This window comes from Pseudomonas shahriarae (assembly GCF_014268455.2).
Lineage (GTDB): Bacteria > Pseudomonadota > Gammaproteobacteria > Pseudomonadales > Pseudomonadaceae > Aquipseudomonas > Aquipseudomonas shahriarae.
In genome coordinates, this window is the sequence record NZ_CP077085.1 from 5838192 (window position 1) to 5853572 (window position 15381).

At 63.0% G+C, this 15381-nt stretch carries 13 protein-coding genes; 5 read left to right on the forward strand and 8 right to left on the reverse strand.

Translation table 11 applies throughout. The features are described from left to right. Positions 1 to 11 precede the first annotated feature (11 nt). The 8 genes from HU773_RS26265 to pilG form a co-directional block, all read right to left on the reverse strand. On the reverse strand, positions 12 to 734 hold the full coding sequence (locus HU773_RS26265; protein ID WP_186624964.1) for a hypothetical protein: 723 nt from the start codon (positions 732 to 734) through the stop codon (positions 12 to 14). Between the two features lie 121 nt (positions 735 to 855). Further along, on the reverse strand, positions 856 to 1107 hold the full coding sequence (locus tag HU773_RS26270) for a DUF6124 family protein (protein ID WP_186624966.1): 252 nt from the start codon (positions 1105 to 1107) through the stop codon (positions 856 to 858). A gap of 565 nt (positions 1108 to 1672) precedes the next feature. Then, a complete protein-coding gene (locus HU773_RS26275; protein WP_057440365.1) occupies positions 1673 to 2128 on the reverse strand; it encodes a chemotaxis protein CheW in 456 nt (151 codons plus the stop codon). Then, the gene (locus HU773_RS26280; RefSeq protein ID WP_186624968.1) at positions 2121 to 7976 is read right to left on the reverse strand and encodes a hybrid sensor histidine kinase/response regulator; all 5856 of its coding nucleotides are present in this window, start codon (positions 7974 to 7976) and stop codon (positions 2121 to 2123) included. The genes HU773_RS26275 and HU773_RS26280 overlap by 8 nt, the downstream gene beginning before the upstream one ends. A gap of 110 nt (positions 7977 to 8086) precedes the next feature. After that, the gene (locus HU773_RS26285; protein ID WP_057960880.1) at positions 8087 to 10138 is read right to left on the reverse strand and encodes a methyl-accepting chemotaxis protein; all 2052 of its coding nucleotides are present in this window, start codon (positions 10136 to 10138) and stop codon (positions 8087 to 8089) included. Next, entirely contained in the window at positions 10135 to 10671 is a 537-nt protein-coding gene (locus HU773_RS26290; protein ID WP_057960881.1) for a chemotaxis protein CheW, read from the reverse strand. Before HU773_RS26290 ends, HU773_RS26285 begins: the two co-directional genes overlap by 4 nt. 12 nt (positions 10672 to 10683) lie before the next feature. Further along, entirely contained in the window at positions 10684 to 11049 is a 366-nt protein-coding gene (gene pilH, locus HU773_RS26295) for a twitching motility response regulator PilH (RefSeq protein WP_057440367.1), read from the reverse strand. Positions 11050 to 11093: 44 nt separating this feature from the next. Beyond that, positions 11094 to 11501, reverse strand: coding sequence for a twitching motility response regulator PilG (gene pilG, locus HU773_RS26300; RefSeq protein WP_032858786.1), 408 nt, complete (start codon positions 11499 to 11501; stop codon positions 11094 to 11096). 238 nt (positions 11502 to 11739) lie between these two features. Between pilG and gshB the strand changes: the two genes are divergently transcribed. The 5 genes from gshB to pyrR all read left to right on the forward strand — a co-directional run bounded on the left by gshB (position 11740) and on the right by pyrR (position 15366). After that, complete coding sequence (gene gshB / locus HU773_RS26305; RefSeq protein WP_029300457.1) at positions 11740 to 12693, forward strand: glutathione synthase; 954 nt, start codon at positions 11740 to 11742, stop codon at positions 12691 to 12693. 77 nt (positions 12694 to 12770) lie between these two features. After that, complete coding sequence (locus HU773_RS26310) at positions 12771 to 13670, forward strand: energy transducer TonB (protein ID WP_115129202.1); 900 nt, start codon at positions 12771 to 12773, stop codon at positions 13668 to 13670. Positions 13671 to 13770: 100 nt separating this feature from the next. Next, entirely contained in the window at positions 13771 to 14340 is a 570-nt protein-coding gene (locus tag HU773_RS26315; RefSeq protein WP_057960883.1) for a YqgE/AlgH family protein, read from the forward strand. Further along, positions 14340 to 14777 (forward strand): Holliday junction resolvase RuvX, encoded by a 438-nt coding sequence (gene ruvX / locus HU773_RS26320; RefSeq protein ID WP_005792259.1) that lies wholly within the window; start codon positions 14340 to 14342, stop codon positions 14775 to 14777. Before HU773_RS26315 ends, ruvX begins: the two co-directional genes overlap by 1 nt. A gap of 82 nt (positions 14778 to 14859) precedes the next feature. Continuing rightward, a complete protein-coding gene (gene pyrR, locus HU773_RS26325) occupies positions 14860 to 15366 on the forward strand; it encodes a bifunctional pyr operon transcriptional regulator/uracil phosphoribosyltransferase PyrR (RefSeq protein ID WP_057444186.1) in 507 nt (168 codons plus the stop codon). Positions 15367 to 15381 lie beyond the last annotated feature (15 nt).

The following is a 15381-nucleotide window of genomic DNA, read 5'->3' on the forward strand; positions in this document are numbered from 1 at the left end:
TGGAGTAACGGTCAGGAGCGCCGCCATTCCATGCGCTGGCGCCACACGGTCCAGCCCATCGCAATGCCCGCTACGCCATGGAACCCCAGCACCGCCGCCAGGCTCCAGCTCACCAGCCCCCAAATCGCCTGCACGTACACGGGCAGCAGAAACAGCAACAGCCCAAACAACACGGCCACGCCCAGCTGTTCCCACTTCATCAACCGACGCAGATAGGAGACGATCGCACAGCCCGACGCTGCGCCCAGGAAAGCCAGCAACAGGCCAGTGACTTCCTGCCCCGACACCACGGGCCAATCCAGGAGCCACAAGAGCAGGCAGATAGCAGCCAACACCAGTGAACACACCAGGATAAACACGAACAGGTATTCAAAGACCGTCAGGCCCCAGTTCCGGATGCTTGTAAGGCTCTGTTCAATTTCGGCCTTGCTTGGCCTTTTCGAAATGGCCACCGCAAGCAGGCCCGAGCCCAAACCGCCGAGGCTCATGACCACTAGGTTGATCACAACATCCTTGATTTCTTTGCCTGTGTCGCTAAGCACGAGGGTTTCCAGGTACCCCAGAATAAACACCGCGCCCACCACCGAAATCCCGAAGCCTACGAGCTTGCCGCGCCGTGTCGGGTACTTCATCGTCGCGCAGGCAGTGAGCACCAACACCAGGAACCACAACAGCAAAGCACCGGTAAACGGAGTGAGGTTGTACAGCCAGGCAAATACGTCAAATAGCCACATTGTGTTGTTGCTTCCACCGAAAGACTCCTTGGGTTATCGGCGGATTTACGTGGGGCTTTACCCGAGCAGGCATCAGTCCCAAAAAGGGAACGAACGGTCCCTTTCTGGGACTGATCAAGTTTTACGCAGCGGCCGCAGGCGATATTTGCTCCAGCGCACGCTCGACCAGCAGTTGGCCCAGTTCGGTCATTTGTTGGATGGCCAGGAGTACGCCGCGCTGGGCGCCGTTGAGCTCAAAGGCCAGGGCGCAGGCCAGGGCGTTGAGGGAGGCGAGGGTTTCGCTGGCGTTGACCAGCAGGGTTTCGGTGTTCTGGTGTGGGTTGACGGTGAAGATACTGGATGAGGTAGGTGGGTTGGGGGTGGGTTTGATCATGGTGAACATCTCCGATATGTGAAGGAGACTGACACCACTTGCTTGCACGCAAATCGGGTGGCAGCTGTGCGCAGGTGTGCAAGACCGGGCATATCGGCCCCCGGCAGACCCGAAGGTCTCCCACGCACAGCCGCCATAACAAACACAGCAGGCAAAAAAAATGCCCGTTGAATGGCTATGGGCGTTGGTGCGCCGATATGTAACCGGACTTGCACGTCCGTGTCACCGTTTTTTGCGATGACCGACCAAGCCTAGGCGCGAAGGCGGCGAGCGACAAGTTCATGGGCGGCGCGAAAACGTGCGGGAAAAATCTGAAGGAATCATGCCGCACGATCATTCCTACAGGTTTTGGGGGTTGTTGCTCGGACATCGCGTCACTCGCCTTTGGGATTTGAATCATCTCACCGACAAAGCATGATGAATACGGTCATTGTGGGAGCTGGCTTGCCTGCGATGCAGACGCTTCGGTGTGTCAGTTAAACCGAGGTGATGCTATCGCAGGCAAGCCAGCTCCCACACAAGCCAGCTCCCACATTGGGTCTTCAGAGGTGCTGAGAACGGGGGTTCAGGCCAGGCCAGCTTCGACCAGCAGCGCTTCCAGCCCCATCAGGTCCGGTACTTTCGCCACATGCTCGCCGACCTGTACCGCCGCCAGTTCCAGCGGCGACAGGGGGACGTCCACATAACTCAGTTGGCTGTCGAGCTTGTACGAGCGGGGAATGCCCTGGATCACCAGCGCAATAAACTTCAATGTCGGGCGCCCGCCCAGGGCGTTGAGCACGACGATTCGTGCGCGTTCGCTGACGACGCTGGTGCCACCGCAGGCCGCTTCAAAGCTGATCAGGGGCAGTTGCTGGTCGCGCCAGGTCACTGGCCGCAAGTACCACGGCGGGGCGTCGCTGGCCGGTTCGCCGCGCTGGAAGTCGATCAGCTCGGCCACCGCCACGTTGGGCAGCAACAGGTGGCGGTCGGCCAGGGGCAGCAGCAAGCCGGTGAGTTGACTGGTGCGGTGGTCAAGCATGTTTCGGGCTCCAGTAGGCGATGCTTTCGAGCAACACCGACTCTTGATAGGGCTTGCCAAGGTAGTCGTTGACGCCAATCGCCATGGCCCGGTCGCGGTGTTTCTGGCCGGTGCGCGAGGTGATCATAATGATCGGCAGGCGCGCGAGCCGCGGGTCGTTGCGCACCTGGATCGCCACTTCAAAACCATCCATGCGCGGCATTTCGATGTCCAGCAACATCAGGTCGGGGGTGTGTTCTTCAAGCAAGGCGATGGCGTCGATGCCGTCCTTGGCGGTCAGTACGTTCATGCCGTTGCGTTCCAGCAGGCGGCTGGTGACTTTGCGTACGGTCACCGAATCGTCCACCACCAGCACCAGCAACCGCTGTTTTTTCTGCGGCTCGTTGACCGCCAATGCGGTGTCCGCCGCCTGGGCCGGCAAGGCCGGGGCCAGGGCGCGGATATGCGCCAGCAGGTCGATGATCAACACCACCCGGCCATCGCCGAGGATGGTCGCCCCCGACAGCCCCTGCACCGCCGCAAACTGCGGGCCGAGGCCCTTGACCACGATTTCCCGGGTACCGGCCATGTCGTCCACCTGCACCGCAATGTACCGCTCGTTGCACTGCATCAGCAGCACCGGCAGCGGCTGGCTTTGCCCCAACAGCTTGGGCCGGGCCACGGTGTGCAGCAACTCGCCCAGGTAATACAACTCGTAGTGCTGGCCGGCGTATTCATACACCGGCGGGTCCAGTTGGTAATGCCCTTCCAGCTCATTGGGCAGCACGCGCACCAGGCCCTGGATGGTGTTCAGCGGAATCGCGTACTGATCCTCAAAACACTGCACCATCAATGCCCGGTTGACCGACACGGTAAACGGCAGGCGAATGCGAAAGTGCACGCCCTGCCCCGGTGTGGAGTCGATCACCATGCTGCCGCCCAGTTGGCGCACTTCTTCATGCACCACGTCCATGCCCACGCCGCGCCCGGAAATCTGGGTGATTTTTTCGGCGGTGGAAAAGCCCGGCTGCAAGATGAACTGCAACACGTCGCGGTCGCTGATCTCCATCTCCGGGTCCAGCAGGCCGCGCTTGATCGCCTTGCGCCGCACCGCATCCAGAGGCACGCCCGCACCGTCGTCACGCATGTCGAAGATGATGTCGCCGCCTTCGTGGCTCAGGTCCAGGGTGATCCGGCCCTTCTCCGGCTTGCCCGCCAACAACCGCGCATCCCGCGATTCCAGGCCATGGTCGACGGCGTTGCGCAGCATATGTTCCAGGGGCGCAGCCATGCGTTCCAGCACGTTGCGGTCCATCTCGCCCTCGGCATTGCCGACCACGAATTCCACGTCCTTGCCCAGCTCGCCGGCCACTTGCCGCACGATACGCTTGAGGCGCGGCAGCATGCGCTCGAACGGCACCATGCGCGTGCGCATCAGGCCCTCTTGCAGCTCGGTGTTGATCCGCGCCTGTTGCTGCAACAGGTTTTGCGCGTCCTGGTTACGCTGGTCGAGGGTCTCCTTGAGGTCCAGCAGGTCCGAGGCTGACTCGGACAACGCACGGGACAACTGTTGCAACTGAGAATGACGATCCATTTCCAGCGGGTCGAATTCTTCATAGCCCAGGCGCTCGGTTTCGGCGTGCTGACGGCTGAGGATGCGCCCCTGGGTCTCGGTATCGAGGCGGCGCAGTTGGTCGCGCATACGCTCGATGGTGGTTTCCACCTCGCTGAGGGCGGCGCGGGCATCGTTGACCTGCTGCTCGATACGCCCACGGAAAATCGAGGTTTCACCGGCCAGGTTGACCAGATCATCCAGCAGCTCGGCAGAGATTTTCACCATGTCCGCGCCCGGCTCGCTGGCTGCCGGCGCTTCCGGTTTGCTGGCGACCATGGCGACCGGTACCGCCTGGTCTTCGCTGGGCTGGACCAGGCTTTTGATGCGTTCGATCAGGCGTTCCACCGAGCCGACCGGCAACCCCGCCGCCACCGCCTCGACCATCTGCGCCAGACGGTCATGGCAGCCTTGCAGCAGCGCGAACAGCTCGCTGGTGGGCGCCAGCAAGCCCGCCGACAGGCCTTCGTAGAGAAACTCCAGCTCATGGGCCAGGTCACCGATCGGGCCGATTTCGACCATGCGCGCGCCGCCCTTGAGGGTGTGCAGGTCGCGCAGCAGGGTCTCGACTTCCTGACGGCCCTGGGGCTCGGCCTGCCAGCGCAACAGCGCGGCGCCGGAGCTGTCGAGGATGTCGGCCGCTTCTTCAAGAAAGATATCCAGCAGCTCGGGATCACTGCCGGCCCCCTGCGCCTCGGGTGCAGTGGGCGCCGCGACCGGCGCAGCGTTCTGGCGCACCTCGCGCAAGCGGCTGATCAGGGCGTTGGAGTCGCTCAGGGGTTGCTGCTCTTGCAACTGCTCCAACTGCAAGGCCAGGTGTTCGTGGCTGTCCATCAACACTTGCGCTATTTCACCGGAGTAGCTGTAGCGCCGGTCCACCAGGCCCTCGTAAAGGCTTTCCAGTTCCTGGGCCAGATCGCCCACCGGGCCGATTTCGGCCATGCGCGCGCCGCCGCGCAGGGTATGCAGGTCCCGTTGCAGGGACGACAGCGGCGCCACGCCGTCGGGCTCCAGCAACCAGCGTTTGAGGGACTGCCCGGCGCTGTCGAGGATATCCACCGCTTCCTCAAGGAAAATCTCGACGATTTCATCGTCCACCGCCCAGTCCTGTTGCAACTGCGTGGTGGCCGCCCCCAGTTCGGCAATGCTCAATGCGCGGCTGCCGTCGGTTTTGATCAGGCCGGTGGCGCTGGGGTCCAGCCCTTCATCGAGCAACTCGCGCAAGGCTTTCATGCGCGCCGGCGCCGGGCTGACTTCCTGGCCGGCGGCCAGTTGGTCGAGCATGTTGATCAGGGCTTCATGGGCCTGCTCGGCCTCCTGGAAAAACCGCTCGCTGACCGCCAGGCTGCTCTCTTCCACTGCGCCATAGAGGTCGAGCAAGGCTTCGCACAGCTCATCCATCGGGTGCAGGTCGGCCAGGTGCGCGCCCTCACCCAGGGTGGTCAGCTCGTCCAGCAATGCGCTGAGTTCCTGGCGCTCGCCAGGGTGTTGCTGCCAGCGCCGCAGCAGGCTTTCGGCGTCGAGCAGGATGTCCATGCCCTGGGCCAGGAAGTTGCTGATCAAGTGTGGGTCGCGCTTGACCCGCAGGCCGGCGCTCGGCGCATTGAGCACCGCTTCGAGATGGCTGTCGAGGTGCGCCTGGGTGCGCTTGATCAAGTCGGCCGCGCCGTTGATGGGCACCAGAGGATCGCTGTCCAACTGGCGCAGGCCGCGCTGGAACAAGGCTTCGCCCTCCAGCAGCAGTTCGATTTCATCCAGGTCCAACGGCAAGCGATGGGCCTTGTATTCACGGGTCAGGTGGTCCAACGGCCGCGCCAGTTCGGCGATGGGCAGCACCCCCGCCATGTAGGCGCTGCCCTTGAGGGTATGCAGGGCGCGTTGCAACTCATCGCTGACGGGCAGCGGCATCTGTTCGGTGGCCTGGTGCAAAAACTGGTTGAGGCTGTCCAGGTGGCTCTGCGCTTCGTTGCGGAAAATTTCCAGCAGCAGCGGGTCGAGTGCGCTGTCGTCCGGCTCCATGGCTTCGGGTAACGGCGCGCCACTGGCCAGGGCATGGGCGCGCGCGGCAAGCAGGTCGACATCATCGCGCTGGCGCTGGGCGTCGGCGGCGAACTCGGCGATCAGCGCCGGCAAGAGCACCAGCACATCATCCAGTACGGCCTGGACCTCGGCACCCGGCGCGACCACCCGCTCGAGCACGCGGTTCAGCAGGTTTTCCACGGCCCACGCCAGCTCCGCCAGCACCAGGGCTCGCACCATGCGCCCACTGCCCTTGAGGGTATGGAAGGCACGGCGCATATCGCTCAGGGCGGTCTTGTCTTCGAGGCTGGCAGCGCCTTGGGGTATCAAGCGCTGCAGCACTTCCAATACTTCGGCGGTTTCTTCCAGGAACACTTCGCGCAGTTCATCATCCACCGACTCTTCGTCGGCCGGTGGCGGCAACAGGCTGCCCGGGCGTTGCAGTGCCGGCGGGTTGAGGCGCGGCGTCGGGCTGGCGAGCGCCTGTGCCAGTGTCTGGGTGTTATCCGTGGTTTCATCGCTCAACGCCGAGCGCTCCTGGCGCCAGGTCTGCTGGGCCTGCAGCAGCGCGTAACCCAGCGCCGCGAGGCCTTCGTAAGCGATGTCCAAGACACGTTCGCCGGGCGCATCCGGGTCCTGGAGCATGCGTTCGAGGTAGTGCTCCAGGCTGGTGAGCACGTCGGCAAGATGCTCGAGTTGTGCCGCAGAGGGCGCAGTGTCCTGGACCATCAACTGCTCATCCACGTAGTCATTAAAACCACGCATCAGGCTCGCCGCACGGGGCAGCGGAATCATTGCCAGGGCGCCACGCACCTGGGTCAGCAGCTCTGGCAGGGATTCCAGACGTTGTGTATCCCATTGCGCCTCAAGGCAGTCAATGATCAACTCCCGCGCCTGCTTGAGGCACTGGCACGATTCCTTGATCACCAACTGGTGGATCTGGGTCAGGTCGGTGGTGGGCAGGCGGCTGTCTTCACGGTTTTGCGGCTCGACAGTGCCGACCATCCCGGCCAGGGTCGCCTCGACATAAAGCAGGGCCCCGGCGACATCCATCAACACCGCGTCGTTGGGCTCGCGCTGCCCCTGGGCCAGGCCCTGGACCACCGCCAACTGATCGATGATGACTTTGCGCGGCTGGCCAAAGCCAAGCACCGCCAGGGTATCGGCGATCTGGCGCAAGGGCGCCAACAGGCTGTCGAGGTCCGCGATGTGCTGGCGGTCACTGCGCACAAACAGGTCCAGGCGTTCCTTGACCCGCACCAACTCCTCACACAACGCGCCGAGCACCGAGCCCATGGCATTGCGGTCCGGCCCGGCCAGGCGCGCGCGCTCGGCATCGACCACGGTGCTGTCGGGCAAGGCTTCATCCAGGCCGTAGCGTTCCTTGAGGCTTTGCATGCGCGGCGTCGGCCGGGTGACTTTGGCGATATAAAACAGCAGGCTCTTGAGCAACTGGTCCGGTGCCGGGCTGTTGATCCCTTCGATGCCCTGGGTTTGCAGGCGCTTGAGCACCTTGTCGCAGCTCTTGAGCAGGCTGCGCAATGCCGGGCTATTGGCGATCACGCCAGTGAGCATGCCTTCGGCCAGCGCCGAGGTGACTTGCCACAACGGCAGCAATGGCGCGCCGTGACACAGTGCTTCCAGTTGGGCGAAGACCCGTGCCATGTCTTCCAGGTTGCTCGGGCCGTGATCTTCACGCAGCAGCCCGGCCAGGCCCTGTTGCAGCATTTGCCGCCAGTGCTGCAGTTGCTCGGCAAAGTCGGCCGGTGCCCGCTGGGCCAGGGCGTCATCGGGCAGCGGGGCAATCACCAGCAGTTGCGGGCTGAACAGGCTGGTTTCCGAGAGCAGGCTTTTGCCATGCACGCTGCGCAGGTCGTTGAGCAGCGGCAACACCACCAGGGGCAGGTCGCGCCGGGCGCTGTGCACGCGGTCCAGGTACAACGGCAGTTGCCCGAGGGCCTGTTGCAGCAGGCGGATACCTTCTTCGCGCTGGCTGACGTGCCCGGCTTGCAGGGCCTGGGCCAGATGCTCCATTTCTTCGGCAAGCAGTGCCGCGCCGTAGAACTCGACCATCTGCAGGGCGCCGTGGACCTGATGAATGCCCTCCAGGCACTGCGCGAGGGCTTGCTCGCTGGCGTCGTCGGCAAAGGCGTCCAGTGCCGCACGGGCCTGCTTCAGGGTATCGGCGATCTCGCCCTTGACCCATTCGAGGGCGACGTAGTCGTGCCGGTCAACCATAACGACTCCGGAGTGAGTTAACACCGCAATACAAATGTGTGAGCTGACCCACCGCTATCGCAGGCAAGCCAGCTCTCACAGGGGTTTTGTGCAGGTGTTGAGAGGGCATGTCATTCATCGGTCTTGCGCACGGGCGGCAAGGTGAAGCCCGATACCGAGCGGCGCAACTGGCTGGCCATTTTGGCCAGGTTGCCAATGCTTTCGGCGGTGGCCGTGGAGCCCGATGAGGTTTGGCTGGTGATCTGCTGGATCACGTTCATGGTCAGGGAGATCTGCCCCGCCGACGAGGTTTGCTGCTGCGCCGCGTTGGAGATGCTCTGGATCAGCGCGGCCAGGGTCTTGGACACCCCTTCGATTTCTTCCAGGGCCACCCCGGCGTCCTGGGCCAGCCGCGCGCCGCGCACCACTTCGGTGGTGGTCTGCTCCATGGAAATCACGGCTTCATTGGTGTCGGTCTGGATCGCCCGCACCAGGTTCTCGATCTGCCGGGTGGCGGCCGACGAGCGCTCGGCCAGGCGCTGCACCTCATCGGCCACCACCGCAAAGCCGCGCCCGGCGTCACCGGCCATGCTCGCCTGGATCGCGGCGTTGAGGGCAAGGATGTTGGTCTGGTCGGCGATATCGTCGATCAGGCTGACGATATCGCCAATTTCCTGGGACGATTCCCCCAGGCGCTTGATGCGTTTGGCGGTGTCCTGGATCTGTTCACGGATGTTGTCCATACCGTGGATGGTGTTGTGCACCACCTCGTTGCCCTTGTTGGCGATCTCCACCGAACGTTCGGCCACGGCCGAGGACTCGGCGGCGTTGGCCGATACCTGGTCGATGGATTGGGCCATCTGGTTGATCGCCGTGGAGGCTTCGGCGATCTGCTGGGCCTGGTGCTCCGAGGCCTGGGCCAGGTGCATGGCGGTGGCCTGGGTTTCCTGCACCGCACCGGCCACTTCACCGGCAGTGAGGTTGATGGTCGCCACCAGGTCACGCAACTGGTCCACCGAGTAGTTGATGGAATCGGCGATGGTGCCGGTAAAATCTTCGGTCACCGAGGCGGTCACGGTGAGGTCGCCGTCGGCAAGGTCTTCGATTTCGTCCAGCAGGCGCATGATCGCGTTCTGATTGCGTTCGTTTTTCTCGGCGGTTTCGCGCAACTGACGATTGGTCTCGCGCACCATCACCAGGCCGATCAGGATAATCGAGGCCAGCGCCAGCAAGCCCAGGGCATAGCCGCCGATGGTGTCGAGGGTGCGCCCGCCGGCCAGGTTTTCAAAGCCGGTGGCCAGTTGCGAGGCTTCATCGAGCAGGGTCTGCGAGAGGCTGAAGATGTTGCTCGCCGAGGCGCGCACCTGGAACAGTTGTGGCGAGGTTTCGAGGATTTCATCCACGGAGCCGGAGACAAACTCGAACAGCTCGGCAATTTCCGCCAGGCGCGCCCGGGCGTCCGAGTCTTGCACCTCGCTGATCTTCAGGCCGGCACTGCCCTGGAGCATACCGGCCAGGACCTGGCCAAAACGGTTGGCGTCGCGGCCAAAGGCGTCGGCGGCCTTGACCGCCGTGTCATCTCCCGCCAGCACCGTGTTGACCGCTCCCAGGATGCGCTCGGCCAATAGCGACTGGCGCTGGGCCACCGCCACCTGGCTGGCGGGCGCGCCGCGCTGCAGCAGGATCTCGACGACCTTTTCCGACTCGATCTGTAATTGCGGCACGGTTTCGGCCAGGGTCGCCGCCACTTGATGCAGGGACAGCACCGTCTGCTCGCTGGCCAGGATCACGTCGGTGTTCTTCAGCAAGGCTTCCCAGTCATGCTGCACGGCGCGCATTTCGCTGCGCACGGCAGCGGGTGCCGCGGGCAGGCCGGTGGCCGGGTCGCCTTTTTTCAGGTAACCCCAGCGCTGGGCAAAATCATTGCGCGCCTCACTCAGCAGCTTGAACGCGGCGGCCTTGCCGGCGGCGGCCTCCGTGGCGTTCTTGGCAATGCGCTGGGACAGCACCCGCAGCTCGCCGGCGTGGCCGATGTACTGCTTGTCGTAGGTGGACTGGGTGTTGAGGTACGCGAAGTTGGCGAACAGCAGCATGATGAAGATGATCAGCGCGATAAACAGCACGATGATCTGCGAACGGCTACGGGAGGCTTCCTGCGGTTTGACGGGGGTGGCGGTGCTCATGCGGCAACATCCAGAAAGCCCGGGGCCTGGGCCAGGGCGAAGGGGCTGAAGACCTGCCACAGCGGGTCGCCGCTGAACTGGCCTTGGATAAACGCGGCGCTGGCGGCGGGCACGCTGGCCGATGCCGGAAGCAGCAGGTCCTGGGCAAAGTGTTGCAGGCCGACCACTTCATCCACCAGCAGGCCGACAAAGGTGTCTTCGTGCTCGATCACCAGCACCCGGCGCTGCTTGCGCGCCGCCGACAGCTCATAGCCGAAAAACCCACACAGGTTGATCACCGGCAGCAAGCGCCCGCGCAGGTTGGCCACGCCCCTGACCCAGGGCTTGACCCCCGGCATCAAGGTGCAGCGCGGTTCATGCAGCACCTCGGCGACTTCGCCCATGGGCGCCACATACCAATGCCCGCCCAGGCGAAAGCCGATGCCGCTCCAGCTGTGCGACCGGGTTTCCTGGGACGGCAAATCAGCGGCCAGCAGGCGGCAGCGGCGGTCGATGTCCAGCAGCAGCTCAAAGGCGGTTTGCGACTCGGTCATGGGAACGTGCCGTCAGGGTTTGAGCACCGAGTTCAGGACTTCAATCAGCTTGTCTTCTTCCACCGGCTTGGTCAGGTATGCCTTGGCCCCTTGGCGCGCGCCCCAGATCTTGTCGGTTTCCTGGTCCTTGGTGGTGACGATGATGATCGGGATACCGCTGGTTTCCGGCTCCTTGGACAATTGGCGCGTGGCCTGGAAGCCATTGAGGCCGGGCATGACGATATCCATCAAGACGGCGTCGGGCTTCTCCTGGCGGGCCAGGGCAACGCCATCGGCACCGTTTTCGGCCTTGAGGACCTGGTGACCGTGCTTTTCCAGCATGCCGGTCAGTTTGTACATTTCAGTCGGCGAATCGTCGACGATCAGAACGCGTGCCATGGTTTTCCCCACTACATTGGTTGACGCAAGCCCCGGGGGCTAGGTCAATGTGCTTGTTCTACTGCAGCGAAACCCGGCACATAGGCCTTGATCGCACTCAGCAGTTCTTCCTTGCTGAAAGGCTTGGTCAAAAATTGATCGACGCCGACGATGCGCCCCTTGGCTTTGTCGAACAGGCCGTCCCTGGACGAGAGCATGATCACCGGAATGGCCTTGAACGCCGGGTTGTTCTTGACCAGGGCGCAGGTCTGATAGCCATCCAGGCGCGGCATCATGATGTCGACAAAGATAATGTGCGGGTGGTGGTCAACGATCCTGGCCAGGGCATCAAAACCGTCGATGGCCGTGATGACTTCGCACCCCACGTTCTTCAACAGCGTTTCAGCGGTGCGGCGAATCGTTTTCGAATCGTCGATCACCATCACTTTCAAGGCGTTGGAATGCTGTTCCATATCTGCTCTACCATCGCCACAGCGAATCGGTTTTCGGTGTGTACTGCCGGGTGCGGCCTGGGACCAGCGCCAAAACCCTTGCCGTGCAAGGGCCGACACGCCATGGCAGCCTTTTTAGCACAGACTGGGAAGGCAATCTATCGGCCGACCGGCAAGGTGGTTTTTCCTTGACCCACAACAGCCGCAGCGCCACTCTGACGCCACTTTTATGCGCCCTTATTTGTTAGAGGAATTCCCCATGAGCGTTCGCGTCGGCATTGTCATGGACCCTATCGCCAGCATCTCCTATAAAAAGGATAGCTCGCTGGCCATGCTGCTCGCCGCCCAGGCCCGCGGCTGGACCCTGTTCTATATGGAGCAGCGCGACCTTTACCAGGGCGACGGCGAGGCGCGGGCGCGGATGCGCCCCTTGCAGGTGTTCGCCAACCCAGAGAAGTGGTTTGAGCTGCAAGACGAGATCGACAGCCCCCTGAGCGACCTGGACGTGATCCTGATGCGCAAGGATCCGCCGTTCGACATGGAGTTCGTCTACTCCACCTACCTGCTGGAGCAGGCCGAGCGCGCCGGCGTGCTGATCGTCAACAAGCCGCAGAGCCTGCGCGACTGCAACGAAAAGCTGTTCGCCACCCTGTTCCCGCAGTGCACGCCACCGACCGTGGTCAGCCGCCGCGCCGATGTATTGCGTGAATTTGCCGCCAAGCATGGCGATGTGATCCTCAAGCCGCTGGACGGCATGGGCGGCACCTCGATCTTCCGTCACCGCGCGGGCGACCCGAACCTGTCGGTGATCCTTGAGACCCTGACCGCCCTCGGCACCCAGCAGATCATGGGCCAGGCCTACCTGCCAGCGATCAAGGACGGCGACAAGCGCATCCTGATGATCGACGGCGAGCCGGTGGATTACTGCCTGGCACGCATCCCGGCGGCCGGCGAGACCCGTGGCAACCTCGCGGCCGGTGGTCGTGGCGAAGCCCGACCGCTGAGCGACAAGGACCGCTGGATCGCCGCCCAGGTTGGCCCGACCCTGCGGGAAAAGGGCCTGCTGTTTGTAGGCCTTGACGTAATTGGCGAGCACCTGACCGAAATCAACGTGACCAGTCCCACCTGTATCCGCGAAATAGACAACGCGTTCGGCACCAATATCGGCGAAATGCTCATGGCAGCGATTGCCGACAAGCTACAAGCCAAGTGACATAGAACAGCCAGATGTAAACCAACATTGCGCTATCATGCGCCACCCGTGAGACGCGCGATGTTGGTTTTCCTGTTATGACGCTTCCGTCCGACCTGCCCCCCCAATTCACCCATAGCGGCGTACGCCCGGCTGATCGGCTCGGATTTACCCTGTTCCTGGCAGCGCTGATTCATTTGGCGTTGATCCTTGGCCTGGGCTTCACCTTCGTCGAACCCCAGCAGATCAGCAAAACCCTGGAAATCACCCTCGCCACCTTCAAAAGTGAAAAAAAGCCCGAAAAGGCTGACTTCCTGGCCCAGGACAATCAGCAGGGCAGCGGCACCCTGGATAAAAAGGCGGTGCCCAAGACCACCGAAGTGGCGCCCTTCCAGGACAACAAGATCAATAAGGTCACCCCGCCTCCAGCGGCCAAGCCTGAGGTCAAGCAGGCCGCGCCCAAGGCCGCCGTCGCCACCGTTGCGCCAAAACCCCAGAAGGCCGTGACCCAGCGCGAAGCCGTGAAGACCGAGCCTACGCCAAGCAAACCCGCCCCCACATTTGACAGCTCGCAGCTTTCCAGCGAAATCTCCAGCCTGGAAGCCGAACTGGCCAACGAACAACAGCTGTACGCCAAGCGCCCGCGCATCTACCGGCTCAATGCCGCCTCCACCATGCGCGACAAAGGCGCCTGGTATAAGGACGAATGGCGCAAGAAGGTCGAGCGCATCGGCAACTTGAACTACCCGGACGAGGCCCGTCGCCAGCAGATCTACGGCAACTTGCGCCTGCTGGTGTCGATCAACCGCGACGGTTCCCTGTATGAAGTGCTGGTGCTGGAGTCCTCCGGCCAGCCATTGCTGGACCAGGCGGCGCAACGCATCGTGCGCCTGGCTGCACCGTTCGCCCCGTTTACCGGTGACCTGAACGATATCGACCGCCTGGAAATCATCCGCACCTGGCGTTTTGCCAAAGGCGACCGGCTTTCCAGCAACTGACCACTGCAAGCTCGCGCCTACACGGGAAACAAATCCGCTAACCGTATTCCTACACATCCCCAGCTTGTCAGTTCGCCCCTCCAACGCCACACTAGCGGACATGAAAAATGTCAGCCCGACTTACCTCAAGCACCAATTCCTGATCGCCATGCCCCATATGGCCGACCCGAACTTTGCGCACACCTTGACCTATATCGTCGAGCACACGGCCAATGGCGCCATGGGGCTGGTGGTCAACCGCCCGCAAAGCCTGAACCTGGCGGATATCCTTGAGCAACTGCGCCCGGAGATCGACCCGCCCGCCAGTTGCCAGGCAGTGCCGATCTATTTCGGCGGCCCGGTGCAGACGGACCGGGGTTTTGTGCTGCATCCCAGCGGCCCGACGTTCCAGGCCACTGTCGACCTGGAGGGCGTGTCCCTGTCCACCTCCCAGGACGTGCTGTTTGCCATCGCCGATGGCGTCGGCCCGCAGCAGAGCCTGATTACCCTGGGCTACGCGGGTTGGGAAGCCGGGCAACTGGAAGAAGAACTGGCCAATAATGCCTGGCTGACCTGCCCGTTCGATGCCGACATTCTGTTCAATACCGCCAGCGAACTGCGCCTGAATGCCGCGGCCAAGCAGTTGGGGGTCAACCTCAACCTGCTGACCAGCCAGGCGGGGCACGCCTGATGGCCTTGCGACTGATCCTCGGGTTTGACTACGGCACCAAGCAGATCGGCGTGGCCGTGGGCCAGGTCATCACCGGCCAGGCCCGCGAGCTGTGTACCTTGAAGGCGCAAAACGGCATTCCGGACTGGAATCAGGTCGAAGCCCTGATCAAGGAATGGAAGCCCGACGCGGTGGTGGTCGGCCTGCCGCTGAACATGGACGGCACCCCCAGCGACATGTGCCTGCGCGCCGAGAAGTTCGCCCGTCGCCTCAATGGCCGCTACAACCTGCCCTTCTATACCCACGATGAGCGCCTGACGACCTTCGAGGCCAAGGGTGAGCGCCGCGACCGTGGCGGGCAGAAAGGCAGCTACCGCGACAACCCGGTCGACGCCATTGCCGCCGCCTTGCTGTTGCAGGGCTGGCTGGATGAAAACACTGCTTTATTTGAATCCTGACTGACGCGGCTTGCCGCGTCTTCTTACGTTTGAGCCCGGACTTTGTCAGCGTCACGCTGGCCGAGCCCTTGAAGGAGCCACCATGAGCCTGCCCAATCCCGCCGAACTGATCAGCCAGATGGCGATTCGCCTCAAGGCCCACCTGCAACACCGCGCCATCAGCGAGCCGCGCTTCATCGGCATCCGCACCGGCGGTGTGTGGGTCGCCCAGGCGTTGCTGCAAGAGCTGGGCAGTGACTCGCCCCTGGGCACCCTGGACGTGTCCTTCTACCGCGATGACTTCAGCCAGAACGGCCTGCACCCACAAGTGCGCCCGTCAGCCCTGCCGTTCGAGATCGAAGGCCAGCACCTAGTGCTGATTGATGACGTGCTGATGAGCGGCCGCACCATCCGGGCCGCCATGAACGAGCTGTTCGACTACGGCCGCCCGGCCAGCATCACCCTGGTCTGCCTGCTAGACCTCGAGGCTGGCGAACTGCCGATCAGCCCGGATGTGGTGGGCGCGACCCTGTCGCTTTCAGCCCAGCAGCGGGTAAAATTGTCCGGTCCCACGCCGCTCGAACTCGAACTGCAAGACCTCGCCCTTTAAACCGCCTTGTAAAGA

Excerpts from the sequence above, each read along its gene's own strand:
- HU773_RS26315 (WP_057960883.1), top strand. The coding sequence starts at position 13,771 with ATGAAAAATGTCAGCCCGACTTACCTCAAGCACCAATTCCTGATCGCC.
- HU773_RS26280 (WP_186624968.1), bottom strand. The coding sequence starts at position 7,976 with ATGGTTGACCGGCACGACTACGTCGCCCTCGAATGGGTCAAGGGCGAG.
- HU773_RS26265 (WP_186624964.1), bottom strand. The coding sequence starts at position 734 with ATGTGGCTATTTGACGTATTTGCCTGGCTGTACAACCTCACTCCGTTT.
- HU773_RS26275 (WP_057440365.1), bottom strand. The coding sequence starts at position 2,128 with ATGCTTGACCACCGCACCAGTCAACTCACCGGCTTGCTGCTGCCCCTG.
- HU773_RS26290 (WP_057960881.1), bottom strand. The coding sequence starts at position 10,671 with ATGACCGAGTCGCAAACCGCCTTTGAGCTGCTGCTGGACATCGACCGC.
- pilG (WP_032858786.1), bottom strand. The coding sequence starts at position 11,501 with ATGGAACAGCATTCCAACGCCTTGAAAGTGATGGTGATCGACGATTCG.
- pilH (WP_057440367.1), bottom strand. The coding sequence starts at position 11,049 with ATGGCACGCGTTCTGATCGTCGACGATTCGCCGACTGAAATGTACAAA.
- HU773_RS26310 (WP_115129202.1), top strand. The coding sequence starts at position 12,771 with ATGACGCTTCCGTCCGACCTGCCCCCCCAATTCACCCATAGCGGCGTA.
- HU773_RS26270 (WP_186624966.1), bottom strand. The coding sequence starts at position 1,107 with ATGATCAAACCCACCCCCAACCCACCTACCTCATCCAGTATCTTCACC.
- pyrR (WP_057444186.1), top strand. The coding sequence starts at position 14,860 with ATGAGCCTGCCCAATCCCGCCGAACTGATCAGCCAGATGGCGATTCGC.
- HU773_RS26285 (WP_057960880.1), bottom strand. The coding sequence starts at position 10,138 with ATGAGCACCGCCACCCCCGTCAAACCGCAGGAAGCCTCCCGTAGCCGT.
- ruvX (WP_005792259.1), top strand. The coding sequence starts at position 14,340 with ATGGCCTTGCGACTGATCCTCGGGTTTGACTACGGCACCAAGCAGATC.
- gshB (WP_029300457.1), top strand. The coding sequence starts at position 11,740 with ATGAGCGTTCGCGTCGGCATTGTCATGGACCCTATCGCCAGCATCTCC.